25 protein-coding genes and 2 pseudogenes are annotated in these 25,308 nt (G+C 43.1%); 16 read left to right on the forward strand and 11 right to left on the reverse strand.

Annotated elements, in window-relative coordinates; all coding sequences use genetic code 11:
• The first annotated feature begins 29 nt into the window (after positions 1-29).
• The 6 genes from F6K53_RS01270 to F6K53_RS45645 all read left to right on the forward strand — a co-directional run bounded on the left by F6K53_RS01270 (position 30) and on the right by F6K53_RS45645 (position 4,297).
• Positions 30-512, forward strand: coding sequence for a DUF2656 domain-containing protein (locus tag F6K53_RS01270; RefSeq protein WP_293079724.1), 483 nt, complete (start codon positions 30-32; stop codon positions 510-512).
• A 248-nt stretch (positions 513-760) separates the two neighbouring features.
• Entirely contained in the window at positions 761-958 is a 198-nt protein-coding gene (locus F6K53_RS01275; RefSeq protein WP_293079727.1) for a hypothetical protein, read from the forward strand.
• Positions 942-1,835 (forward strand): metal ABC transporter permease, encoded by an 894-nt coding sequence (locus F6K53_RS01280; protein WP_366511309.1) that lies wholly within the window; start codon positions 942-944, stop codon positions 1,833-1,835. The genes F6K53_RS01275 and F6K53_RS01280 overlap by 17 nt, the downstream gene beginning before the upstream one ends.
• A gap of 201 nt (positions 1,836-2,036) precedes the next feature.
• Complete coding sequence (locus F6K53_RS01285; RefSeq protein WP_293079730.1) at positions 2,037-3,395, forward strand: AAA family ATPase; 1,359 nt, start codon at positions 2,037-2,039, stop codon at positions 3,393-3,395.
• Between the two features lie 6 nt (positions 3,396-3,401).
• The gene (locus F6K53_RS01290; RefSeq protein ID WP_293079732.1) at positions 3,402-3,842 is read left to right on the forward strand and encodes a hypothetical protein; all 441 of its coding nucleotides are present in this window, start codon (positions 3,402-3,404) and stop codon (positions 3,840-3,842) included.
• 146 nt (positions 3,843-3,988) lie between these two features.
• Positions 3,989-4,297, forward strand: a complete 309-nt coding sequence (locus F6K53_RS45645; protein WP_366511310.1) for a DNA adenine methylase — start codon at positions 3,989-3,991, stop codon at positions 4,295-4,297.
• Here F6K53_RS45645 and F6K53_RS01295 read toward each other — a convergent pair.
• Positions 4,219-4,485 carry a hypothetical protein gene (locus F6K53_RS01295; protein ID WP_293066965.1) on the reverse strand — a complete coding sequence of 89 codons (267 nt, stop codon included), beginning with the start codon at positions 4,483-4,485 and terminating at the stop codon, positions 4,219-4,221. The genes F6K53_RS45645 and F6K53_RS01295 overlap by 79 nt on opposite strands.
• Before the next feature lie 742 nt (positions 4,486-5,227).
• On the opposite strand from F6K53_RS01295, the gene F6K53_RS01300 reads away from it, so the two are divergent.
• Entirely contained in the window at positions 5,228-6,766 is a 1,539-nt protein-coding gene (locus tag F6K53_RS01300; protein WP_293079735.1) for a reverse transcriptase domain-containing protein, read from the forward strand.
• An 86-nt stretch (positions 6,767-6,852) separates the two neighbouring features.
• On the opposite strand, the gene F6K53_RS01305 is transcribed toward F6K53_RS01300, so the two are convergent.
• The 3 genes from F6K53_RS01305 to F6K53_RS01315 form a co-directional block, all read right to left on the reverse strand.
• Positions 6,853-7,080, reverse strand: a complete 228-nt coding sequence (locus F6K53_RS01305; RefSeq protein ID WP_293026901.1) for a hypothetical protein — start codon at positions 7,078-7,080, stop codon at positions 6,853-6,855.
• 595 nt (positions 7,081-7,675) lie between these two features.
• Positions 7,676-7,927 (reverse strand): hypothetical protein, encoded by a 252-nt coding sequence (locus F6K53_RS01310; protein WP_293079738.1) that lies wholly within the window; start codon positions 7,925-7,927, stop codon positions 7,676-7,678.
• A 1,130-nt stretch (positions 7,928-9,057) separates the two neighbouring features.
• Positions 9,058-9,393, reverse strand: coding sequence for a XisI protein (locus tag F6K53_RS01315; RefSeq protein WP_293079741.1), 336 nt, complete (start codon positions 9,391-9,393; stop codon positions 9,058-9,060).
• A 370-nt stretch (positions 9,394-9,763) separates the two neighbouring features.
• Between F6K53_RS01315 and F6K53_RS01320 the strand changes: the two genes are divergently transcribed.
• Positions 9,764-10,405 (forward strand): LON peptidase substrate-binding domain-containing protein, encoded by a 642-nt coding sequence (locus tag F6K53_RS01320; protein ID WP_293026920.1) that lies wholly within the window; start codon positions 9,764-9,766, stop codon positions 10,403-10,405.
• 151 nt (positions 10,406-10,556) lie between these two features.
• Here the strand turns inward: F6K53_RS01320 and pheA are convergent, their stop codons facing one another.
• Complete coding sequence (gene pheA / locus F6K53_RS01325) at positions 10,557-11,417, reverse strand: prephenate dehydratase (RefSeq protein WP_293079744.1); 861 nt, start codon at positions 11,415-11,417, stop codon at positions 10,557-10,559.
• Between the two features lie 593 nt (positions 11,418-12,010).
• On the opposite strand from pheA, the pseudogene F6K53_RS45650 reads away from it, so the two are divergent.
• Positions 12,011-13,018: pseudogene (locus F6K53_RS45650) on the forward strand (cobalamin biosynthesis protein); the annotation flags it as partial.
• Here the strand turns inward: F6K53_RS45650 and F6K53_RS45655 are convergent.
• Positions 13,013-13,141, reverse strand: a complete 129-nt coding sequence (locus tag F6K53_RS45655) for a pentapeptide repeat-containing protein (protein WP_364303417.1) — start codon at positions 13,139-13,141, stop codon at positions 13,013-13,015. The pseudogene F6K53_RS45650 and the gene F6K53_RS45655 overlap by 6 nt on opposite strands.
• Positions 13,142-13,498: 357 nt before the next feature.
• Here F6K53_RS45655 and cobJ point away from each other — a divergent pair.
• Positions 13,499-14,230, forward strand: a pseudogene (gene cobJ / locus F6K53_RS45660) (precorrin-3B C(17)-methyltransferase); the annotation flags it as partial.
• 95 nt (positions 14,231-14,325) lie between these two features.
• On the opposite strand, the gene F6K53_RS01335 reads toward cobJ, so the two are convergent.
• Complete coding sequence (locus tag F6K53_RS01335) at positions 14,326-14,742, reverse strand: hypothetical protein (protein ID WP_293026927.1); 417 nt, start codon at positions 14,740-14,742, stop codon at positions 14,326-14,328.
• A gap of 397 nt (positions 14,743-15,139) precedes the next feature.
• Between F6K53_RS01335 and F6K53_RS01340 the strand changes: the two genes are divergently transcribed.
• Positions 15,140-15,985, forward strand: coding sequence for an alpha/beta fold hydrolase (locus F6K53_RS01340; RefSeq protein WP_293069666.1), 846 nt, complete (start codon positions 15,140-15,142; stop codon positions 15,983-15,985).
• Between the two features lie 21 nt (positions 15,986-16,006).
• On the opposite strand, the gene F6K53_RS01345 is transcribed toward F6K53_RS01340, so the two are convergent.
• Both F6K53_RS01345 and F6K53_RS01350 read right to left on the reverse strand, forming a co-directional pair.
• Positions 16,007-16,213 (reverse strand): DUF433 domain-containing protein, encoded by a 207-nt coding sequence (locus F6K53_RS01345; protein WP_293069635.1) that lies wholly within the window; start codon positions 16,211-16,213, stop codon positions 16,007-16,009.
• 170 nt (positions 16,214-16,383) lie between these two features.
• A complete protein-coding gene (locus F6K53_RS01350; RefSeq protein WP_293026931.1) occupies positions 16,384-17,001 on the reverse strand; it encodes a hypothetical protein in 618 nt (205 codons plus the stop codon).
• A 926-nt stretch (positions 17,002-17,927) separates the two neighbouring features.
• On the opposite strand from F6K53_RS01350, the gene psbQ reads away from it, so the two are divergent.
• From psbQ to F6K53_RS01370, 4 genes are all read left to right on the forward strand, one after another.
• Positions 17,928-18,428 carry a photosystem II protein PsbQ gene (psbQ, locus tag F6K53_RS01355; RefSeq protein ID WP_293079747.1) on the forward strand — a complete coding sequence of 167 codons (501 nt, stop codon included), beginning with the start codon at positions 17,928-17,930 and terminating at the stop codon, positions 18,426-18,428.
• Positions 18,429-18,663: 235 nt separating this feature from the next.
• On the forward strand, positions 18,664-19,800 hold the full coding sequence (locus F6K53_RS01360) for an FAD-dependent oxidoreductase (RefSeq protein ID WP_293069639.1): 1,137 nt from the start codon (positions 18,664-18,666) through the stop codon (positions 19,798-19,800).
• Between the two features lie 233 nt (positions 19,801-20,033).
• Positions 20,034-20,750 (forward strand): hypothetical protein, encoded by a 717-nt coding sequence (locus F6K53_RS01365; RefSeq protein ID WP_293069641.1) that lies wholly within the window; start codon positions 20,034-20,036, stop codon positions 20,748-20,750.
• A gap of 29 nt (positions 20,751-20,779) precedes the next feature.
• Complete coding sequence (locus tag F6K53_RS01370) at positions 20,780-21,610, forward strand: biotin--[acetyl-CoA-carboxylase] ligase (protein ID WP_293069643.1); 831 nt, start codon at positions 20,780-20,782, stop codon at positions 21,608-21,610.
• An 85-nt stretch (positions 21,611-21,695) separates the two neighbouring features.
• Here F6K53_RS01370 and F6K53_RS01375 read toward each other — a convergent pair whose 3' ends face one another.
• Complete coding sequence (locus F6K53_RS01375; protein WP_293028244.1) at positions 21,696-21,866, reverse strand: hypothetical protein; 171 nt, start codon at positions 21,864-21,866, stop codon at positions 21,696-21,698.
• Between the two features lie 159 nt (positions 21,867-22,025).
• Between F6K53_RS01375 and F6K53_RS01380 the strand changes: the two genes are divergently transcribed.
• Positions 22,026-23,510 (forward strand): peptidoglycan DD-metalloendopeptidase family protein, encoded by a 1,485-nt coding sequence (locus F6K53_RS01380; protein WP_293028247.1) that lies wholly within the window; start codon positions 22,026-22,028, stop codon positions 23,508-23,510.
• Positions 23,511-23,661: 151 nt separating this feature from the next.
• Here F6K53_RS01380 and F6K53_RS01385 read toward each other — a convergent pair whose 3' ends face one another.
• Positions 23,662-24,627 carry a GDP-mannose 4,6-dehydratase gene (locus F6K53_RS01385; RefSeq protein ID WP_293028250.1) on the reverse strand — a complete coding sequence of 322 codons (966 nt, stop codon included), beginning with the start codon at positions 24,625-24,627 and terminating at the stop codon, positions 23,662-23,664.
• Between the last annotated feature and the right edge of the window lie 681 nt (positions 24,628-25,308).

The raw sequence follows: 25,308 nt of genomic DNA on the forward strand, positions 1-25,308 counted from the left end.
AATTGATCAAGCAGGATATCACAGGACTCATGACTGACTCTCAAACTGGTCGGATGTTGCTTTCCCATAACTTTGAACTATCAGACGATAGTTTTCCTGAACTAAACCGGGAAGAATTTACTCAGGTATTTGCTGAAGGATTAAGTAACTATCCATCGTTAAGCTGTCGTAAATTAGATCATCCCCATTGGATGGTTGAAATTTTATTCCCTACTCAAGAGTTTACCCCACCTCAAGTTGGAGAATTGTGCGCTAAAGCTCTAGACGAGAAGCGGATTAGTCAAAAAAAGGGAGATTTTATGCCAGATATCTTAATATTAGGAGGTTTAAAGAAAACTCCACCCTTAAGTAATTCTCCTGATACTCTCCAAACGGGAGAATGGGGAGTTGATGTTGTAGAAACGACCTCAGCATACCAATTTTTAACAGCCCTAGGATGGGAAGAAAAAACAGCTGGTAAAACTATTGAGAATGTTTTCAAGATTGAAAAAATAAATAATACTGCATCCTAACGTTACAGCAGTTTTAAATTGGGTGAGGTACAAATTATTTGCTTTTAGGGAGCAGGGAGCAGGGAGCAGTATCAAATAGTTTGGATAATTTTTGGTATTATTAAAAATCCGCAAGTAAGATTCTTAATGATATATTTATATAGCAATTATCTATGCCATGAGGTACAAAGGTATCCCCCTAAATCCCCCTTATAAAGGGGGACTTTGAGATTGAAAAGCGTACCTCATAAATCCTATAAACGCTATAAATGCTATTGACACTTAATAAAAATCTCCCCATCTCCCCATCTCCCCATCTCCCCATCTCCCCATCTCCCCATCTCCCCACACTCCCTACTCCCTACTCCCTACTCCCTACTCCCTACTCCCTACTCCCTACTCCCTACTCCCTACTCCCTACTCCCTACTCCCTACTCCCTTTTATTTATTATGAATTGGCTGATTGAGCCCCTAGGTTTTGAATTTATGCGGAATGCGATCGCAACGGCTGTGCTGTTGGGGATATTAGGCGCAGTGGTAGGCAGCTACTTAATTGTACAACAAATGAGCCTGATTAGTAGTGTAATTGCCCATGCGGTTTTACCTGGTCTCTCAATCGCATTTTTTTTAGGAATAAATATCTCTATTGGTGCCTTGATTGCAGGTGTCCTTAGCGCTTTAGTTGTCGCCGTGATTCCTCAGCGTACGCGAGTCAAAGTGGATGCAGCAATGGCGTTGACTTTCAGCAGTTTTTTAGGCTTAGGAGTCATCCTAATTACGGTGCTGAAAACTAACCAACTTGACTTAGAAGATATTCTTTTTGGTGACATCTTAGGAGTGAGACCAGCCGATGTCTGGCAAACCCTGGTGATTACAGCAGTAATTTTACTATTAACAAAGTTGTTCTATAAAGAGCTATTATTTTATACTTTTGATCCTTTGGGAGCGCAAGCTAGCGGTTTACCGGTAAAAGTCATTTATTTTGGGTTAATCTTGGCGATTACTCTCACCATTGTCGCCAGTATGCAGACGGTAGGGGTGTTGCTGGTTATTTCTATGTTAATCGGACCCGCGACTACGGCTTATTTATTAGTAAAAGAATTACATCACATGATGGGTTTAGGCTCAATGATTGGAATTATTTCCAGTGTCAGTGGGATGTATATAAGCTATTATTTTAATTGGCCATCAGGTCCCGCTATTGTAATGGTAATCTTTGGCTTATTTTTCCTAGCATTTTTGTTTAGCCCAAGGCAAGGTATTCTCACGGAGCCAGCGATAGCAGGTCGCCCGGCTAAGTTATTGACTTTGCTGAAAGAGTTATTGAGATTGAATCGAGGGTAAGCAATCAGCAATCAGCAATCAGCAATCAGCTATTAGCTATCAGCAATCAGCTATCAGCTATCAGCTATCAGCTATCAGCATATTGAACATGGTAATAGCATGTTCAACATGGTAAACTATAATTAAATAACTCAAGACTAGTGTAGTGTAACGGCTAGCAACACCCATACACTACAGCTCAGCTTACTCTAATCTCTGGTCATGGCTGAAAAACTTACAGTTAAAAATTTTGCTGGTATCGAGGAACTAGAGATTGAGGTTAAACGAATCAATATCGTGATTGGACCTCAAGCTAGTGGCAAAAGTGTATGTGCTAAACTTCTTTTTTACTTTAAAAACTTTGTTTGGAAAATTTTAGATACAGTAGAAAACGAACAAACTAAGCCTGACATAGATTTAAGCTACTCTCAAACTTTTCAAGAGTACTTTCCTCCAGATTCATGGGGCGATCATGATTTCTATATTAAGTATGAAATTTATGATGTTTTTATCGAAATTAGTAGAAACCCAGAAAATCAAAATAAAATTAATCTTAATTACTCAGAATTTTTTAAAAAAATCAAACAAGAACTCTTAGGTAAGCTATTAATAAATTTAGATAAACTATTAGAGGATAGACTCTTAGAAAATATCCAAAAATTGCTGCTGAGAAAAACTATCGAAAAAAAATCTGATAAAAATCCTGACTTCGAGCTGCTTAAAAGAAGATTTTTGTTCAGTAGTGGAATTATAAGAGAACAGTTAATAGAATTTTTGAGGAGTTCATTATGCGATGAGGCAGCTTATACCCAGCTTTTTATTCCTGCTGGTCGCTCTTTCTTTGCTAATCTCCAAAGTAGTATATTTTCATTGATTTCTAATAAGATCGTTATCGAGCCCTTTATGATCGAGTTTGGTTCCACTTACGAAACTATAAAACGTTTGAATGCGAGAATTATTAATGAACCTGAAAATATACAAGAAAAAGAGATAAATGATGAAATAGAAACGCTGATCAAGGAAGTTTTATGTGGAGAACATATACAGGAAAAAGGCGAAGATTTTCTGAGAATGGCAGATGGAAGACGGATTAGTATTGCTAACTCTTATTCTGGTCAGCAAGCAACATTTCCCCTGACAATTATACTGTCAGCATTACCTTTTTTAGTTGATGCTAGTTCGGCTGGACAAACTGTTTATATTGAGGAACCAGAAGCTCATCTATTTCCAAGCGCACAACGAAACATGGTTGAGTTAATCGCCTGTGTTTTTAATTCTGATCGGGAAAAACTTCAATTCTTTATCACCACCCATAGTCCTTACATCCTAACTTCAATTAATAATCTTATTCAAGCTGGTATGCTCTATGAAGAATCTAGCGAGGATGTCTTACCTAAATTAGAAAAAATCGTTCCTAGCTATAAAGCCCTGAGTACGTCTTATTTATCAGCCTATGTCCTAGAAAATGGCAAGGCTGAAAATATTTTAGACAAAGAGACAGATCTGATCTATGCCAATCTTATTGACGGTGTTTCTGATGAGCTAGCTATTCAGTTTGATCAACTTCTGGACTTAGCGTGAGTATTTATGAAATCTTGCCCAAACTGTGAGGAATTTAAAGATGACAATGAAATCGTATTCAAGGAAAACAAAAGTAAACTAACTTTTGAGAATTCCAATCGAGATAAAATATTAAAAATTAAAGTTGATGGCTGCGCTATCCGAGATAATAAAACTCTGCGCTGTGATTACGCCCTTGTTTGTAGTAACGGAGTAGAAATTTATGTAGAGTTAAAAGGAAGTAAGATTGCCCATGCATTTGAGCAAATAGAATCGACGATTAACTTACTTTCAGATAACCCACAAAAAATCGACAAGCGGTGCTTTGTAGTTTTTACTCGCTTTGGCCTACCCAAAGGAAGAACGAATATACAAATTATAAAAAGTAAGTTTAATAAGAAATATAATGCTACTTTAATAGTTGATAAAACTCCATATACTTATGATTTAAGTCAGGTCACCATCTAGGAAAAAAGTACGTAAGCCTATGGTTAGGTTTCTTCTTCTTGACTTTCTTGAGAGTAAAGTCACTGTATGCTACTTCAGTCTCCTGATTTTGAGCGTAACTGTTAGAGCTGTGTCTATTTTATAGGGAAGTCTGAAGAAAGGTGACAATGACTCAACTTGAGCTATTTAATACTGCCTCTCTCACCAGTCCTAAAAAAGTCATAAATGTAGCTAGTGTCCCCCAACGTAGACCATTTCGCTATGCTGGTGGTAAAACTTGGCTAATACCCCAAATTCGCCAATGGTTGTATAATAAAGGTGGTACAGATAAGGAACTTTTTGAACCTTTTGCTGGTGGAGATCGTGAAACCCGCGAATGTAGAATGAACAGGAATCTTTATAACTCCGATGCTGAAAGTCGCCCTTCCATTGGCTCGTATTCATCTTCCAACAGCCAAGTTTGGGTTTCATCATAGGTTGCTCCAGTAAACACAACCTTGTAATTCTCAGCAGGATCGTACACACGACAACTACCTGATGAATTACCGAGTAACAGCAGGATGTAGGGAGGGGATAGCATGGGGTCAATCCAAACTTCAGCGAAATCCCACTCACTATTGGCTGGGTCGAGTACGGGGAATAACATGGTATTGGTTTTTTCCATCAATTTTCACCTCTCCATAAAACAAGGGAGTGCTTGGGCTACCATCGGGGCTGATTCTGTAACCAAGTGCGGCTTGTTCTGAGTAGGAACTACTCATAGAGTAGATTATGACTCAGGTAACTCGCGGGATAACATCCCAAAGGTTATAACTATCCACATAAGATGGCGGTGAAAACCCGCCCCTTCAGGAGTGAAGTGACTCCCTACCTGGCCACACCGAGCAGGTGACATCCTAGCAGAGTGAAGCTGGCAGCAGGCCGCAATCAGACGTCAATCAGATGGGCGACACTGGTGGTAATGGGGAGGTGACATGGGTAACAGTAGCAAAAGTCCTGAAAAAGTGTCTAACAGAAAAACCGCAATCTGATTAATACATGCGAGATTTAATTCCCGATTATTCTCACGGCGTTCTTTGGTTGATAGCCGTAATCTCCGAGAAGGGAATAGGCAAAATGGTTAGAAGTTACCGCAAGAATAGTGGAGCCTTTATAGTTAGTCGGCTATGGGTAAAAGGGTTAAAAATTTTGTAGTAAGGCTCCACTATTCTAAGGTTTCATCTCCGGACTGCCCTAAATCACCATAACAATCTAGTGGATGGAACAAGTAAAAACGACAGCAATAATGAGTCTGTAGACCGGTCGAATCTACGGTAAGAGATGTCACTCTTAATCCTCACTGTCGGGTAGGATGTGGGCGAATAACTGCCCACGGGTATTCAGAAATATAGGAGTTGGAGAAGAGCATGGTTAGACACAGCCAATCGGCTAGTGAACTTTGGAAAAGTCAACAGTGGAAGAAACTCCGCCAAAACTTATTCCGCCTACAAAAACGACTATATAAAGCAGTTCGAGCTGGAGACCTTAAGAAAGCTAGGTCACTACAGAAACTAATTCTGAAATCTCGTGCAGCACAGCTTTTAGCAGTTCGTCAAGTCACACAATTAAATAAAGGGAAGAAAACGGCTGGAATTGATGGAAAGTCCTCCCTCAATTACCAAGAGCGCATGGAACTGGTAGAAACATTGAGCGACTATGCTTCAGACTGGAAACATAGCCGACTTCGTGAAATCCCTATCCCTAAAAAGAATGGGAAAGTAAGGATGTTGAAGATACCAACCATAGCAGACCGAGCATGGCAATGTCTAGTAAAATTTGCGCTGGAACCAGCCCATGAGGCCACCTTCAGCGCAGATAGTTACGGATTCCGAACGGGACGAAGCGCACAAGATGTGCAAAAACGACTGTTCAACCATCTAAAGGCCAGTAAAAACGGCTCCAACATGGTTAAGAGAATCATAGAACTAGACATCAAGAAATGCTTTGACCGCATCGCACACAGCTCAATCATGGATAGATTGCTAGCTCCTGCGTGCCTAAAACAGGGGATTTTCAGGTGCTTAAAAGCAGGCATCAATCCGGAATTCCCAGAGCAAGGAACACCCCAAGGCGGTGTGGTCAGTCCCTTATTGGCGAACATAGCACTAAATGGCATAGAGGACATTCATACCAGCCTTCGGTACGCCGATGACATGGTATTCATCCTTAAACCAAAAGATGATGCAGAGAAAATCCTCCAAAAAGTCAAGGAATTCTTGGCTGAAAGAGGAATGGAAATTAGTGAAGAAAAGACCAAGTTAACTAAAGCGACAGACGGATTTAACTTCCTGGGGTGGAAATTCCGCGTCAGAAAGGATGGAAAGTTCTCATGTACTCCCTCAGAGGATAATCACAGAGCAATCCGCCAGAAGATTAAAGCCGTAGTCAACAACTCGAATTATGGTGCCGAAGTAAAAACCAAGAAACTAGCCCCCATCGTCCGTGGATGGCGTAACTACCACAGCAGCTGTGATATGAGCAGCGCTCGGGATACTTTATGGTTCATGAATAAAACCGCCCACCGGAAATTCCGAAAGGAAAAGAAAGTAGACCGGTATAAAGCAACTGAACTATGTAAAAAGGCATTCCCAAAAGTAGGTTACAAACAGAACCAACACGTGAACGTTTTGGGGACTAAGTCACCCTACGACGGTGACCTAGTCTACTGGAGTAACCGGAACTCAAGGTTATATTCAGATGCTACCTCCGATGCATTGAAAAGGCAAAACCATTCCTGTGGTTATTGTGGGTTGAGGTTCATGGAAGATGAGTCTGTACACCTTCATCACGTCGATGGAAACCACGACAACTGGTCTAAAAAGAACCTACTAGCAGTACATCAAAGCTGCCACCAACAATTACACTGGAGCACTCCGTGCATGAGAGAATATCTAGGAGCTGGGTGAGGTGAAAGTCTCACGCCCAGTTCTGTTCGCGCAGCGTCGGCCTTAGCCGAAAGGAGAGGTGCCCTGGGTCATACCAGGCATCGACTCTAACTTGAATCAGCGAAGAACAAACCGTAACGCTCATATCCTCGTATGACTCCGGTAAACTCTCCTGTCTCTATGATGGCTTGAGCAACTCTTTCCATTGTGGCTTGATTGTTAAAAACATGAGCCGATCGGCCTCGCCTGAGTAACCGCTGTACTTGTGGTGTGCCAGGTAGATGCTTGGCAATGTGTCTAGAATCCAGAAAAATCTCACGATCGATGCCACTCATACACTAGAAAGATCGAGTGTTTTGATCATACCAAATTTATGGTATCGAGCAAGACCACAAAACCCCCTCAACTGCAGCAGACAAAAACCTCTCCTTGAGACTAGAAATACATCAGCAACTTTCGGGATGACTGATCGCCTCCACCCCCTAGAGCATCTGCTGTGATAAATGGTTAGGAAACCAAGCAACCTCAAAAATTCCAGCACTTTTGTGCTTAGCAGACTAACCGTCAATTAATGATGGGTTACGCTATCACTAACCCATCCTACTGGACTTACTGATTACTGACGGCTTTGAGGTTTGGGGGTGCTACTTAAGATCGTATTGGTTTTCTCCATGCTTGATTGAATGTTCAGCAACAATCGGAGATTAAACGGTTTATGGAATTCTCCCATCAAGCTTTAGTCTAAACTCCAGTTCTACGATACGGCTTGCTTGCATTACCTTGAAGACTTTGCATCTCTTCTTGAACAGTTATTCCAATTTGGATAGCTTCATTGAATAACCGACCATATTCACTCGATTGCTCACTCAGCTTTAGAATCTGTAAAGGTTCTAAATTGACGGCAAAACTATTTGAAGTGAAATCTGGATTTTATCTAAATATTTTTTCGAGTTTTAAAGCAGCAATTAAATCAGCTCTAATAATTGTCAGAGCTTCAATCACTTTTTCTTTATTTTCCAATCTTTCTAAACCAAATGAACGCCCAGCCTGATCTAAGGCGTCAACTCCTTCAACAAGAGAATTAAATTTTTTTACTGATTTATATAGCCTCTTGATATGCCTGAATTTTTGGTGATATTTTTTTATTTTTTTTAGAGTTGCTTTGATTAATAAAGAACCCATAAAACCAATAATTAGATACGTTAAAATTAAATAAACTCCATTAATGTCATTGTTTAGATAAAAAAAGTATCATATGCTTCTATTATTAGAAGCAAAATACAAAATATCTCAAAAACAACAACAGCAAATATTAAGATACCAATCTCCTTGTCATTAGTCTCAATAACGCCATCAAATAATTATTTTTTACAGTTTGAAGCCTGTAAAACCTCTGTATGGGATATCTTTAGATTTGCAGGGTCATATTTATGCATAATTAATTTAAAATTTTGTCTAAAGTTAACTGTGCAAGCAAGCAGGGATATATAGGATAGTATGCTGGGGGGGTGACATGCCAGCTAAAACCCTTACTGGGTAATATTTTCAGCCGATTTGTCACAAAAAGATACATGGTGTTTTGGGCTGACCTTGGACGTAGTTATAAGGGTTTGAGCTTTCAGAAAATCACAGGAGGGTCAATTTGGGAGTTGATAAATTCTTATTAATTGGCATCAAAGCCTTATATAGTAAGCTTTTCAGGGCTCATGTCACCCCCTCAGGATAGTATAGCGCTACGCGCAAGTCAGAAGTTAGAAGTCAGAAGTCAGAAGTAAGCTATGACTAAGTTTCAGAGTTTAGGAATGTCCTAAGCTTAATGCGTAGTGCTATATGTATATAAAAAATATCAAGAAAAACTCCTGAGAGGGAGCAATTGGAAAAAATAATAGGTAAAAATCAGCTACAATTAGTCAGTGGAGATGAGTCGTCAATCCTACAGAACTGATTTGAGTAACCAACACTGGAAATTAATTCAGCCTTTTTTCCCCTCCCCTAAATCAGAAACAGGAAGAGTAAAAATTTGCTTGGTTAGGTAAACAAAGAGATTTAATTAAGATTATGAGAGACTGCCAGAAGTAAGTTAATCAGTTGCTTATGTGGCACGGATTCCACTAATGTAAAATTCTCTGACTACTTAATAGTCTAGTTATAGAAACTTTCTAGTGTCAAGCTCACTGGCGGTAGAAATATTTCGGCAATGCAACAGATCGCCAGTGCTTCCAGTGCATCGACCCTTCCGATAACTGCAATTTTGTTGCCTGCAAGCCTTTTGTCTGATAACTACGGCAAGGTCTGATGGCAGCGTTACTATATCAAGCGACACCATAATCAGTGTACTGCCGCTTGTAAGGAGCCTGTAAACCCAAGACAATATCCTCTCTTGGAACGCCCATTTCAACTAACTCCTCAGCAGGATTGAGATCTGTGAGATTTTGCTGGAGCCAAATTTTTCCGTCTTTGATATCTAAATGCACTATAGAACGGTAAATCCGATTACAATCTTCCCAACCCACATTCATCCACTGGTAATGATCCCGAACAGTGTCAAAAATTAGTTGTACTTCCACCTCATCATTAGAAACATCATCCTTGGCGTAGTCGTTCAGTAATCTCTGAACGTACTCACGGTATTGAGCTACTTTCTCCATTCAACAATCACCTCTTTGGCTGAATCATACACAATTATCAAGACCTGATACTGTTGTATACCAGCATGCTTTAGCGTAAAGATCCGCTGTAAGAGTTGGAAGTTATAGCACTAGGCATTAATATGTTTGACATTTCTAAACTCCGAAACCTAATCCTAGCTTACTTTTGACTTCTGACTTTTAACTTCTGACTTGCGCGTAGCGCTATATCACTGCTATTGCTGACAAGCTCAAGCCTACACTCCCCTACCCTCGTGAGTGTAGCTATGTCACTACAAAAGACTACAGGACGAATTATGCCTTGGAGTGTCAAACACAAAATCCGTTACAGTATGTAAATAAGCGAAGTTACCTTTTTAACCCAGGCACAATGGTATCCTCATCCTCGATTGCTGTCAGAGAACTCCCCATATTTCCCCTACCTGAAGTCGTTTTATTTCCTGGACGCCCTCTGCCGTTACACATTTTTGAATTTCGCTACCGAATCATGATGAACACGATTTTGGAGAGCGATCGCAGATTTGGTGTCTTAATGTGGGATCCTGTAAAACAGGAACCAGCTACAGTTGGCTGTTGCGCTGAAATTATTCACTTTCAGCGTCTTCCCGATGACCGGATGAAAATAGTAACGTTAGGTCAGCAGCGGTTTCGGGTCTTAGAGTACGTTCGTGAAAAGCCCTATCGGGTTGGACTAGTGGAATGGATTGAAGACCAGCCACCCGCTGAAGACCTCAGACCAAAGGCAAAAGAGGTGGCACAGTTATTGCGGGATGTTGTGCGTCTTTCCGCGAAGTTGACCAACCAGAAAATTGAGCTACCAGAAGACCTGCCCGATCTACCGATTGAGTTGTCTTACTGGGTTGCTAGCAATCTGTACGGTGTAGCCTTAGAACAACAGGCACTTTTAGAGACCCTGGACACCGCACAACGTCTAGAACGGGAAACAGAAATTCTCACTTCAACTCGCAATCACTTAGCAGCACGCACTGTACTCAAAGATGCATTGACTTAAGCTTTATCTATGAGGTACACAGGATTTTTTGCCAGATCCGCTGCTCTCGACTCCCGACTCCCGACTCCCGACTCCCTACTTCCATTAACCCAGAACGAAAGTACCTCACCCAATTAGTAACTGCTATAACAGTTTTGTTCACGGTTGACGGTTAACTGTTGAAAGTCAAATTATCAACATTTATGAGGGTGTAGCTGCCAAAAATCTTGAGGATTTCCTGATCAGGAATTATTTCCTCAAGAGCAGCTTTAAATAATGGTGCATAGAGATCTGATTCGAGTTCAATAAAGAATATGTACTCACCAAGTAATCGCTTGGTGGGACGAGACTCAATCCGACTTAAATTAATGCCTCGACGGGCAAACACCTGGAGTGGTTTAGACAATGATCCAGGTATATTAGCAGGAGGACTAAATGCTAAGGAGGTATGACTACCTCCAGGAGATGGCTTTAAACTCAGCACCCAAAATCGAGTGAAATTATCGGGATAGTCATTAATGTTAGATGCGAGTACTGGTAGAGTATAAAGCTTTGCTGCTCGTTCAGATGCGATCGCTCCTGCATTGTGATCTTTGTCCAAAAACTGTAGCGCTTCAGTAGTGGAGTTGGTAGGTACCAGTTGCACTGATGGCAGAAACTGCTCTAACCACCGCTGACACTGAGCCAGGGCTTGGGGATGGGAATAAACCGTTTTAATTTCTGCTATGGTTGATGCCCGTGACATCAGACAATGTCTGATTGGCAAAACCAGAGCCTGTTGGATTTGGAGCTGATCTAGTTGCCAAAGCCGATCTAGTGTCATGGCGACACTGCCTTCAATGGAATTCTCTACAGGTACCACTGCTAGATCAGCTTGTTGGTTAGCTACTGATTGTAAGGTTTGGGCAATGCTGGGATAAGGACACAACAGGGATTGCTGAGCCTGTTGTTTCTGGAGTCGCTCAGCATAAGCTGTGGCAGCGGCTTCTGTATAGGTTCCTGGTGGTCCGAGATAGGCAATAGAAACTGACATAATAGACAATATAATTTGAGTTGTGAACAGAATCGTTTAGGGAAGGGCAAGAGGCAAGAGGCAAGAGGAACCCACCCCTAACCCCTCCCAGGAGGGGAAGGCAAGAGGCAAGAGGCAAGAGGCAAGAGGAACCCACCCCTAACCCCTCCCAGGAGGGGAAGGCAAGAGGCAAGAGGCAAGAGGCAAGAGTTAATCAACTATATAATAGTAATTTTTGGTAATATCAAAAACTGTAATCCTTGTCTTGATGCAGTCGCTATGATAATTTTTTGGTGTGATCATAAATCAGGATTGGATTTGATGATATAGTTGGAAATGCTATCTAGGTTATGGGAGTTTAATTGTAATAAAATAATCAATAATAAATTAGAATTAGATCAGATTTTTATGTGCTTTGTATTGCTCAAGAAGTAAACTGTAAAATATTGAAAAAAATAGCCCAAGTTCGTCATTATATCAGTTGTTATTAGCCTGGGTATTTTTATGCTGGTTTGGGAATCGAGGAACCGATAAACAGCAAGCGCGAATATTCTATTTTAAGAGTAAAGCTGGGTATCTTAAGTGTGCCCTAGGTAAGGTCTATTTCTTTCATGATGGCATCGGTTTTTGAAAATTTCCAACCCCTAGCTGCGATCGCTACCACTCCTACTGGGGCTCAAATACTGCAACCCCTCTGTCAAACTACTGGTGGAACCCTTTGGGTACCTAATTCTCTGAGCACCCTAGAACAGGTTGCTGTCTACAAGGGTTCCCTCAAAGACCACATTGCCTCCCTCTGGCCAAACCACCGTGCCTTGGTGTTTTGTTTGGCAGCTGGAGCAGTGGTGCGCTTAATTGCTCCTTTGTTAACGGATAAATCCAGTGATCCAGCGGTGGTGGTGGTTGATCAAGGGGGAGGTTTTGTAATTAGTTTGTGTAGTGGTCATCAAGGGGGAGCAGATCAACTGACACGGTTAATTGCGTCCCAACTGGACTCAACGCCTATTTTAACGGGAGCAGCAGCAGATTTAGGTCTACCTGGAGTTGATGTCTTAGGTATTCCCTTTGGCTGGTATCGGGGAGAAGGGGATTGGACTAGAGTAAGTGCTGTGGTTGCCCGTGGGGAAATAGTACAGGTAATTCAAGAGGCTGGTTCCACTCTTTGGCAAGCTCATCTTAGAGATGGACATCCTTTCTATTTCGGATTTCCAGACAATCGCGCTACAACTGAATCCGAGTCGATCTCACCCAAAGCCAGGATTTGGATTAGTGCCACCCAACAGCAATTTTCCCCAGAATCGGATTTACCAAACGTCCAGTGGTATCCACGGGTACTGTGGTTGGGAATTGGTTGTGAGCGAGGGACATCGAAGCAGTTGATTGAAATGGCGATTCGGCAGACCTGTGAGGGTTATGGTCTATCAGAAAATGCGATCGCAGGAATTGCGACTATTGACCTGAAAGCCGATGAAGTCGGTATAGTCCAATTGTGCCAAGAGCGCCATTGGCCCTTACGCACTTTCCCAGCTGAGGTACTCCGTTCCGTAACTGTACCCAACCCATCGGATGTGGTGGCGGCAGAAGTTGGTACTCCCAGCGTTGCCGAAGCAGCAGCTCTATGTGGGGCTAGAGGGTTGAAGGTTAGCACGTTGGAGGTTAGCACGTTGGAGGTTAGCACGTTGGAGGTTAGCACGTTGGAGGTTAGCACGTTGGAGGTTGTTCGCGAAGCGTGGCCTTTTGGCCAAGGTTCTAACCTACAACCGACTAACCTTCAATCAACTAACTTACAACCGACTAACCTCCAATCGACTAACTTACAACCGACTAACCTTCAATCGACTAACTTACAACCGACTAACCTTCAACCGACTAACTTACAACCGATTAACGTTCAACCAACTAACCTACAACCAACTAACCTTCAACCGACTAACCTTGGCCAAAAGGCCACGCTTTCGGCAAAGCCGACGCTGCGCGAACGCGAACAACCTTTATTAGTTCCCAAACAAATAGTTAAATCAGCGAATCAAGTAGGAGCCGTAACTGTAGCGATCGCTCAATCCCCAGTAGAATACACTGGACGTATTGGCAAACTGTTGCTAGTTGGTATCGGTCCGGGAAATCTTGACCAAATAACCCCAGCAGCTAAAACAGCTATATCCAGCGCTGATGCTGTGATTGGTTACTCGCTATATATCAATTTAATTGCAACCTTGCGACGTCCAGGACAAATTATCGAAGCATTACCGATTACCCAAGAAACCCAACGAGCAAAACGTGCCATTGAACTAGCTGAGTGGGGATTAACGGTAGCAGTGGTTTCTTCTGGTGACTGCGGTATCTATGGTATGGCAGGGTTAGTGTTAGAAGAATTGCGCTCTAGGGGCTGGGATGGTAAGACACCCGAGGTGCAAGTGTTTCCTGGTATTACAGCCTTACAAGCTGCTGCCTCTCGTGTGGGAGCACCCCTGATGCATGATTTTTGTGCCATTAGTTTGAGTGACCTATTGACCCCTTGGGAAGTAATCGAAAAGCGTCTAGAAGCCTCAGCCGCAGCAGATTTTGTGACTGCGTTGTACAATCCGCGATCGCGTAATCGTACTGAACAGATTGCGATCGCACAACGGATATTTCTCAAGCATCGTAAACCTGATACCCCTGTAGCCATTGTGGTTTCCGCCTATCGAGAGGATGAAAAAATCACTCTCACAACTCTTGACAAAATGCTAGAAATACCCATTGATATGCTGACTATGGTGCTGATTGGTAATCAAAGCACTGATATTCATCAGGATTGGATGATTACACCAAGGGGATATCGGATTGAAGGTTGAAGGTTTAAGGTTGTTCGCGTAGCGTGGCCAAAGGCCAAGGTTATTTGGTTGAAGGTTTAAGGTTATTTGGTTGAAAGCAGATTTGGCAAGTTAAATCAGAGAAACAACTCAAACACCTGACGACAGAAATGTTTTAGCTTCTCCCCCACTTCAGCTGATGGCTGACAACTACCGATAATTTGCCAACGCTCCACTGTGGAGAGTCGCCAAGCTTCTCCTTGATGGTTAAAGGCGGTCGCTTCCAAACCAATCAGCCGATGAGATTGATCTAACTGGTCTTTATGAAACCGAATCTGTAACAAAATACTTCGACTTTGGAAGCGTCTACTCCAGCCAGGGAAGTGAAAGCCAATGTCAATGGAGTTAGGATCCACGAGTTCTCGGGTTTCCGGGTCATTTGTCCAAGGCTTGAGGTCAGCCTTGGCATCAGGGAATTCAGACTTAAACAAATTCACAACAGCCGCAATTTTGGTGGTGACTTCTAAGCCGATTGCTTGTTCAGCTGCGTTCACGCCTAATCTCCTATGGTTAACTGCTAGTAACGTAATTTGTATCTTTTTATTACAACCTAATACAAATCTACCCAATTATTTATAAAAATTTATACTTTTGTAGTATAAGTTAAATATTTAATCAAAACTAGAACCAGGTCTTCTGACATGGGGGCATTTCCTATAACTGCCCCGCTTCTCCTACTTCCGTTCCGCTTTAGATAAATCATCCTCCTAAGTTGCCTAAATTACCACTCAGCGGTAAGCTCATATAGCAATCCCAGCTGAAAAGTGGACAGTAACAGTTCTTACTCAAAACTCAGCACTCAGGACTGACGAACTATTTTCAATGGAAGTATTGTTCACAAGTCGATCAGGATTGCCACACGACAAGCAACAGCGTAAAGGCAAAACAACCGTGTCAATCAGTGAACAATCTATAGAAGTCGGGTCTTGGGAATGGTTCTATCGGGAAGCTAAACCAGTTGGGGATAGTAGAGGAGTGCCAGTAATACTTCTTCATGGCTTACCATCCCAGAGTTTTTGCTGGTGTGAGATCATGCCAGATTTAGCTAAAGTAGGCTACGATGCGATCGCACCAGATTGGCTCGGTTCTGGATTATCCGCAAAACCGGACCGGCTTGACTTTCCCTACACACCAGATGCTTTCATTGAAGCCTTAGGCGATTTCCTTAAACACCTCGAAATCGAAAGGTTTTCCTTAGTTGTCCAAGGGTTTCTCGCCTCAGTGGGACTTCAATATGCCTTGCGTCACTCAGACCAGATTGAGCGTCTAGTGATTCTAAATACACCTGTCTCCTCGGCTGCCAAGTTACCCAGCAAAATGCAGCAATGGGGATGGCCATTCATCGGAGATATGTTAACCCAAGACCCCTTGTTAGTTGACCGAACTCTGGAAGGGGGGTCGCGCTATCGCATTGAAGACAACTATTTAGATCTCTATCGCAAGCCCTTTCTGAAAAGTTCCGATCCTGGACGTTCTCTGGTAGCGACTATCAAGAATATCCAGATGAACAAGTGTATGGCAGAAATTGAATCAGGTTTCCGCAACTGGGACAAGCCAACCTTAATTGTTTGGGGACTCAAAGACCCTTGGCTTCCGGTTGAACAAGCTGAGCAATTTGCTAATCAGCTTAAGAATAGGGAATTAGTGAAGCTGGAGGAAGCTGGACATTACCCTCAGGAGCATTGGTCGAAGGAAATTAGTGAAATCCTGGTGCCGTTTCTACGACGGAAAGCTTGAATTGTTTAGTATCCGTGCCAATTAAAGGATGTTGCGATCAGCAGCAAATTCTAGGCAAGCTTTAATGTCTGTTTTGCTCAATTCTGGAAAGTCATCGACAATTTCGGCGTGAGACATACCAGCTGCTAGCCAGCCTAAAACGTCATCAACTGTTATGCGCATCTGTCGAATAAAAGGTTTACCACCTCGCTTATCCGCTTCGATGGTAATAATATTGCGATCGCTCATTTTGCCAATAGGTTCGGTCTTATTAGTCTCATTCTATAGCATACTAATACTGGGCTGCAACGGAAAAAAGCATTAACAACTATAGTGCTGCATCGCTACTCCCTGCTGCAAACCTCCCTGCTCCCATTAACCTACTCCTAGCGGTGCGACCCTAGGGCGATTTACTCGCCCTAGGAGGGGCGCACCGTAGATGACTTCGCAGCTAACTCCACAACAGAGCAAACCGAACCAAATACCTCACTTAAGTCATTAATAGTTACCCTAGAATAATTCTTGGTAAAATGTTTTCCATCCAGCTTTCCAAACTGCCACAACTCAGCATCAGTAACTATTCCATATACCACCAGACTCTCAGTTTTATTTAACTTTTGTGCAGCTACTAATTCTGCCAAACATTGCCCCCAACCTTTCATGAAATCGTTTTGTTTTGCCTCTACAATCAAAATCAGCGGATACTCTATTACGTTTTTACCCAGTTCTGAACGTTTACCAAAAATATAATCTGGTGTTCCCGTTAAAATACTATCTGCATAAATCGATTTATGGCTCCAGATTGAATATTGTTCAACAAACTTTTTACATGCTTCACGTAAAATCGGGTAGATAACGTTTTCACAGCGGGCAGCCTCGGATGAGAAAATATCAAAGTTTTGCCTGCTAAACTCGTAATCTTGAATAAATTGCTCTGGTGGCGAGACAGAAGAAATGGGAAGAAAGTCTTCTTCGGTATAGTTGATTCGATATGCCTTCTGTACTTCGTCAGCAGATTTAAAATCTGTAAATGCCATGATATATAGCAGTTCTCAATTCGGTAAGGTACTTAGGCCCTTAGATTAGGGAGTAGGGAGTAGGGAGTAGGGAGTAGGGAACAGCGGATATGGGAATAGTAAAAAAGATATCCAAGGATTATTTACTATTATAAATCAGATTTGCTTTTATGATAGCTTGGTAAAAGCTATAGTTATAGCAATCCTAAATCAATTGTGATAATTTTTGATGCAATATTCCCTACTCCGGTGATCCGCTGTTCCGGTGATCCGCTGTTCCGGTGATCCGTTGTTCCCTTTGCTATAGAAACTTTTTAATATTATATCTGTACAGCTCATCTACAAGCTTGAGAAAGGCAAACAGCTTTCAGCAGCGTCTACCTAAGCAGATCGTGAATTGATTAGTATTTCGCCAACCAAGATCTTGCTGAAAGTAGTGCTTGGGTCGGTAAGCTTTGACACAATCAGTGGTCAAGCTGCCATATTGAGTATTAAACTTTGCGTTTGATGTGACCAATATTAGGTTATAGTACTTGACCAAAAATTTTGGGTTTAAAGCCCCGTTATTCTAGGACGGCTTTTAAGTAAAGTGTGATAGAATAAACATGTAGCCTAGTACAGGCAGGATTCGTCGGTACTGCCAATTTAAAACAACGACGTAAAGCGATACTAGTACACGAGGAGCGCGCATACCTCGCCAAAACGCATGGATCTTAACAGATACCGAAACCCCAGTAAAATAACCTTTTAAAACTAAACGTACCGTGGGGCACACGGGAACGGGGGAGACCCAACGCTTAGGGAGATAAGCCCACGCTCGTTTAGTTAAATTAGGCTCGATATGCGCGTTTTTAAACGGCTATTTGGCTTAAGTACTGCCTTTGACGGATAACTAATTTTAAGGCGTGTCGTAGAACTAAGAATCCCCGCTCATAAGCGGGCGGGGAGTGTCAAGAACCTTAAATAGTTTTCCCGATCGGTTGGCTAGCGAACAAACAATGATGATGAGAAGTTATCGGTCTATTCTGACTGTGATTCTGGCAATGGTGATGACCTTTTTGGTCAGCTGTGGTAGCCCAAGTGCCACCAAGGCTCCTACCTACACCCCTGAAAAAATTGCCCAAATCCAGACAAGTGCTACTAGAGTGCTTGAGCTTCGCGAGAAAATGCCAGTTCTCGAAGCCAACATTCAAGACGAAAACTGGGTAGATATTAGTTCATTTATCCATGGTCCGTTAGGAGATCTAGGGCGCAGCAGTAACTATCTGGCTGGTCAACTTCTTCCCAAAGACCAGAAAGCTGCCAAGCAAGCGGCTGAAGTATTGTTGAAATCTTTGGTGAAAATTGACAAAGCTTCTGTAGAGCGCAACTCCGAGCTAGCACTCAAAAACTACGCAGCAGCGCTGAAAAACTTTGATGACTTTTTGGAATTAATTCCCACTAGTTAAAAAGTTATGAAGTATGAAGTGTGAAGTGTGAAGTGTGAAGTGTGAAGTGTAAAGTGTAAAGGGTAAAGTGTGAAGTGTAAAGTGTAAAGTGTAAAGGGTAAAGTGTGAAGTGTAAAGGTGGAATAAAAACCTTATCCATAAGCATAATTCATAATTAACACTTCTGAAATAACACTTCACACTTCATAATTCATAATTCATAATTCAAACTTTAAACTTTAAACTTCATAAAATTGTGAGTAAAGTCGCTATTATTGGATGCGGTATCGTTGGAGCAGCGATCGCATATGAACTTAGTCGGGTAAATGGGCTAAGTATCACTGTCCTCGACCAGCATCTGCCAGCACAAGGCTCTACTGGTGCTGCTTTAGGGGTACTCATGGGTGCCATTAGTAAGAAAGTCAAGGGTAGGGCGTGGCAGCTGCGCCAAGCCAGTATCCAGCGCTATCAGAGCCTGATTCCTGAATTAGAGGCACTCACGGGATACCAGATTCCAGTTAATCGCAACGGTATCTTGAAGCTGTGTTTGCCTGGAGAGGACTTGGCGTCTTGGGAAAAACTAGTACAAACTCGCCTCTCCCAAGGTTGGCAATTAGAAATTTGGGATGTTCCCCAAGTTAAGCACCGTTGTCCTCAGCTAAGTCAAGATAAATTTATTGCTGGAATCTATTCTCCCCAAGACCTACAAATTGATCCAACTATCCTAACTCAAGTATTAGTGGCTGGTGCTGAGGCCAATGGGGTTAGGTTTAATTTTGGAATCACAGTTAGAGGGTTTGAATCCATAGGTTCCGAGCTCAACAATTCTCTCAATTGCTCCCAAATCTATACGGATGCTGGAACCCTAGAGATAGATTGGCTAGTAGTGGCTGCTGGGTTAGGTTCATCTGGGTTGATTAAGATGCTCCAACCACAAGACTTGCAAGTTAGTCAAGCTCTACCTGTGAGTATAAAACCAGTACTGGGACAAGCATTAAAATTGCGGCTGCCCCAGCCCATGGGAGATGAAGATTTTCAGCCAGTGATTACTCGTGATGATGTTCATATTTTGCCAGTAGGTAAGCAAGACTACTGGGTGGGCGCAACGGTTGAGTTTCCCGATGATGCAGGTCATGTGGAAGCACAACCAGCCTTACTGGAGGTGGTCAGACAGAATGCGATCGCATATTGCCCTCCTCTAGCCACAGCAGAGATTATCCACACATGGTACGGGTTACGCCCTCGTCCAGAAGGACGACCTGCCCCTGTTATTGATCAACTGCCTGGTTACAATAATGTTTGGCTAGCAACAGGTCATTATCGCAATGGTGTACTCCTTGCTCCGGCTACAGCACAACTAATTCGGGAACAAATTATTGGATCAGGAAAATAGCTAGAGGTGCGACCCGTGGCGAATTTAATAATTAGATGCGGAAAGCGCACCTATGGTTTTTGTTGAGAGTTAATCTTGACATTTCACAGTTAACCGTCAATCGTCAAAAAACACCGATCAATTAAAATATATAGGTTAAATGTTCATTAACTGATCTTTGTAGGAGGCGCGGCGCAACCTCTCAGGTTTAACCCCAATGGGGTGTCAGGGGAGTATCCAGCCGTGAATTTTTGATGAAATCTCGATGGTTAATCACGAGTTTGCTGATGGTGCTGATGAGCTGTGGCGAGTCGCCTACTCCACCACCTAAGACAACAACAAGTTCCCAACCGATGCCAAGCCCGCCTAATTTAGAGGACACATCTAAATCTGGCAGTTCAAAGTCCACAGCCAAACTGTCTCCTCCGGCATCAGATGCCTTTACTATCTCTGCTAAAGGAATTGGACCGGCTAAGTTGGGAATGACTTTGGGACAGCTAAAACAATCCCTAGGGGATAAAGCAAAATTTGAGGTGAAGTCACCGTTTATTGTCGGTTTCGATGCGATCGCAGTTATCCAATCAGGACAACCCCAATACTATATTCTTTACCCTGCGGGGACACCTATGGGGAATTCAAGCGTAATCGAAGCGTTATTCACCACAAATTCTAACTATCGTACCAGCAAAGGTGTTGGTCCTGGCACATCCGTCAAACTAGCTGAGCAAGCCTACGGTGACGCTACCTTGTCCTTTAACTATGCCAGCGAGTCTAGGGAATACGTCAATTTTGCCAACCTATCACAAGATATAGCCTTTCGCATGGGAGTAGCCGCCAATGATACTAATAATCAGTTTTCTGGCCTTTATGCCTCACCCTTGAAAGAATATAACCAAACCCAGAACTATCGCGACTCAGCGACAATTAAATCTCTAGAAGTCTATTGCCGAGATAAATGTCCTTCACCCTAAATACTCATTTACGTGAGCTTATCATTTAAATGCATGAGAGCTCATTTAATCAACAAGCGTTTGAAATTGCTCTGGAAGCAGTAAGGGAAAAGTTGCCCCTCAACTCCCCAGGCATGGGGAAATTCTCACCAATTCCCCTACAGGTATTTGACACTCTCCCATCCACCAACCAAACCCTTTGGGAATTGCTCAACCAAGGTGCAACAGTTCCCTCGATGGTTATTGCTGGGCAACAGACAGCAGGGCGGGGACAGTGGGGACGACAATGGCAATCTCCAAAAGGTGGACTCTACTTATCCTTAGCTTTAGCTCCCAAGTTACAGGCATTGGACAGCGCCCAGCTAACCATGTGTAGTGCTTGGGGAATTGCTACAGCCTTGAGAGCTTACGCTATGCCAGTGTCTCTGAAGTGGCCCAATGACCTACTGCTTAAGGGACGCAAACTTGGAGGTATTCTAACACAAACCCGTGTGCAACAGGGTCAAATTACCAAAGCAGTCGTGGGTGTCGGAATCAACTGGAGCAATGAGGTGCCGGAATCTGGCATCAATTTGTGCTCATTTTGGCAACCCGAGCCCTCTCCCACTGTGACTTCTATAGAAATGCTGGCTGCCATTGTTTTACAAGGACTACTGTCCGGATATCAACTCTGGTCAGAGGAAGGAATGAATAGTTTGCTACCACGATATCTAGCGCTATTCAATTATCAAGGAAGCCAAGTCATGGTAGAAGGAAATCCAGGCATCATAACAGGGGTAACCCCTAGGGGCGAACTGCGAGTGCATCTACACGATACTCCGACCCCAAAAGAAATTTTGCTCAAGCCCGGTACAATCAGTCTTGGCTATCGTAGTTGTTGAGAACTATTACGGTTAAGGGTCAAATGTTAAGCATCAACTAATCAACAAAACAGGAATTATGGCGTTGCTTAATAATGGAATGATTTTAAGAGTTTTGTGGAATGGGCATCTTGCCCGTTCCTGGCGGTGCGACCCGTGGCGAATTTAATTCGCCAACGGTCGCACCTGTGGAATGGGCATCTGGCCGTGGCATGGGCATCTGGCCGTGGAATGGGCATCTGGCCGTGGCATGGGCATCTGGCCGTGGAATGGGCATCTGGCCGTGGCATGGGCATCTGGCCCGTTACAATTTTCGGGCGGGCAGGATGCCCACTCTACTCCTATTCATTCGAAGACTGACGCAAGGCCGGAATTATGGCTGATAGCTAACAAGCGCGAGTATAACTGTGTAGTAATTATTTTTAGTGAGTCGTAAATGACCAAAGAAAACTCCCCTGGTAGCACCCTGTATAGCATTTTCTACCGATGCCCAAAACTCATCCATGGACTGAGTGTGATGAGTAGTATTGGTGTCCTCAGCAGCGGTATGGTTGTGGCAAAAACTCAGTCACCCATAGAAGCTGTATCAGTCAACACCACTACCAAATCTATAACGGAAGCAGCATTTGATCCAACTCTTATTGCTGCTTTGCCTAAACCTACACCCCCAAGCTCCTTTCCGGTGCCAGCTGTGCCAGTGGCAAAACCAGCTCCAGCAAAAGCTGCTGTCATACCAGTAGCAGCAACCAAGGTCACTAAACCCATTGCCCCACGAGCACCAAAAGCTGCCCGGAAATCAGTAGCTCCCTCCGTGGCTATCAAGGTCAAGAAACCGATTGCTCCACCAGCTAGGAAATCTGTCCGGACAAAAGCGATCGCAGTCAAACCAGTACAGCGTAGAACCCAATTCTCTGTACCAGCTAAAGCCACTGTCGCCAAGCCACCAAAAGTCAAGCTCAATCCAGTAGCATTACAGCCTAGTGTTCCAAAAACCGCTGCTAAAAATAGCTATATTGACCGCACAAACTACAATGTTGGTGCCACTAAACGGTACACTCCCCCCTCGGCAGTTGTCTTAACTGAACGGTCAAGGGGTTGTCGCACCGTAGCCAGAAATGGGCAACTCAGGGGGAATTGTGGTGTTGCCCCGAGGCGTCAACCAATTGCTATCACTGGAGGTAGACGGAACGGTAGAGTAACTCAATTACCCAGACCACGAGTAATTAGTACTCAAACTGCTAGATATAATCCCGTTCGACCAGTCAGATATAATTCAGTTCAACCGGTCAGATTTAATCGGGTCAAACCTGCCAAAACTCGTCCAGCTAAATGGGTTCCTCGTGGGATTAGCGTTGCTCGGAGGAATCGGTCTGTAAGGAAACTTCCTACAGCCTTAGCCTACTACAATCTCACCCAACGACCCTCAGGATTGGCCAATTTCAGGCAATCCAGCTTTGTGTTCCCCGTAACCATTCCTTCTGCCATTAGCTCCCTATTCGGCTGGCGGATTCATCCGATTTCCGGTAATCGCCGTTTCCACGCTGGTACAGATATAGCAGCACCCCTAGGTACTCCAGTTGTTGCTGCCGCTGATGGTGAAGTAGTAACAGCTGACTTCTTAGGTGGCTACGGTTTGACCGTTATGGTGCGCCATGAGGAAGGTACCCAAGAAAGCCGCTACGCTCACCTATCAGAAATCTTCGTCCAACCTGGGGAATGGGTACAAAAAGGAACTGTAATTGGCCGCGTTGGCAGCACCGGTAATTCTACTGGTCCCCACCTACACTTTGAATGGCGGCATGCCACTCCCCAAGGCTGGGTAGCAGTGGATGCTGGCTCCCATTTGAAATATTCTTTAGGTCAACTAGTCCAAGCCTTACAGGTAGCCCAAAATACCTCCTTTTCCCTACGAGGATTTTAGGCTGGTGATAGGGTTATGGGGTGATGCAGTGATGGGGTGATGGGGTAATGGGGACAGAGTTATATCAGCAGCACCAGTTATATCACCGTCTCAGTCCCCAGTCCCTTTTCACCCTTTACCCTTTACCCTTTGCATCCAACCATGCAAGCCTTCACTCAGACAAACTCTCCAACCGAGCTTCCACCATCATTCGCACCACATCCGGCATTTTGTATTGGGCTTGCCAGCCTAACTTATCCCTTGCCTTAGCTGGGTTAGATTTCCCTAAAGCCAAATCAGTTGGTCGGAACAAGCTGCTATCGGTCACCACATGGTCTTGCCAGTCCAAGTCAACTGTAGCAAACGCCGTTGCCACGAAATCTTCTAATTTATAACTCTCCCCTGTCGCTATTACATAATCATCTGGCTGGTCTTGCTGTAGCATTAAATACATTCCTTCAACATATTCAGGAGCCCAACCCCAGTCACGCTTAATTGCCATATTGCCCAAACGAAGCTTCTCTTGACTACCGTTAGCAATCCGACAAGCAGCACTAACAATTTTTTGGGTCACAAATCGTTCTGGTCGTAGGGGAGACTCATGATTAAATAAAATACCAGAGCAGGCAAATAACCCATAGGCTTCACGGTAGTTAGCTACTTCCCAAAACGCTGCTGCTTTAGCAACACCATAGGGACTTCTGGGACGAAAGGGAGTCTGTTCATCAGCTGCTTGTTCTCCTGTATCCCCAAAGCACTCACTAGAACCAGCGTTATAGAGTTTAATGGGAGCACCAGTAAAGCGAATTGCCTCTAGTAAATTAATCGTGCCAGTCGCTATGCTTTCTAGGGTTTCTACCGGTTGTCCAAAAGACAAACCCACTGAGCTTTGCCCCGCCAAGTTGTAGACTTCATAGGGTTGGAATTTTGTCAGCACTTGCAAGACACTGCGAAAATCCGTGAGTGTCATTGATTCCAACTTAACTTGGTCTCGGATACCCAAATACACCAAGTTACTAAAGGAGGACATTTGAGCATCCCGTGACGTGCCACAGACAGTATAGCCTTTGTCTAAGAGCAATTTCGCTAAATAGGCTCCATCTTGACCAGATACTCCACAAACCAGTGCCTTTTTCATTAACTTTTCTCAGGAAATAAACGATTCATGTCATGATAATATTAACTATCCATGTTAGATATCACGAATCGAATTGTACACTATAATAAAGAACAAGAATGCTAATTGATAGCCCTGAGCGACAGTCTTTTAAATTCAGGTAATCATCCTAGATTGTCGTTAAAGTATGGCTAATGCTAATTCATTGACAGCGGTTTGCAATTCAGTCAGGTACAAATTCTTGGGTTTTAGGGAGCAGGGAGCAGGGAGCAGGGAGCAGGGAGCAGGGAGCAGGGAAGAGGGAAGAAGGAGAAAATCCTGTGTACTTGATAGTTATGCAAACCTCCGTATGGATAAATAGGGATAGATATAAATAGGGAGATTATGAGTGAAAGATTAAGGTTAGTGTTGGCAATATCTAAACGCGAGGCCAGCTCTAAATATAGATAGGATTTAGTTGATTACCTAGGTAAATAAAACTATTATAGCATAACTTATAATTATTATTTTAATAATAACTCTTGTTGAAAAAATATTTTCTTGATGCTGTTTTAATCAAGTATTAGTACCTGTTACCTGTTCACGACAACTGCAGCTAAATCTATTGTGTTATTAAATAACTTTTGTTCTATTTTAAATCGTCAAAAAAAAAATAAGACCCCCTTCTGTCTTGATGAATAGCAAACTACTAGTCAAGTATAA

The organism is Moorena sp. SIO4A1, from assembly GCF_010672065.1.
In the GTDB taxonomy this organism is placed as follows: domain Bacteria; phylum Cyanobacteriota; class Cyanobacteriia; order Cyanobacteriales; family Coleofasciculaceae; genus Moorena.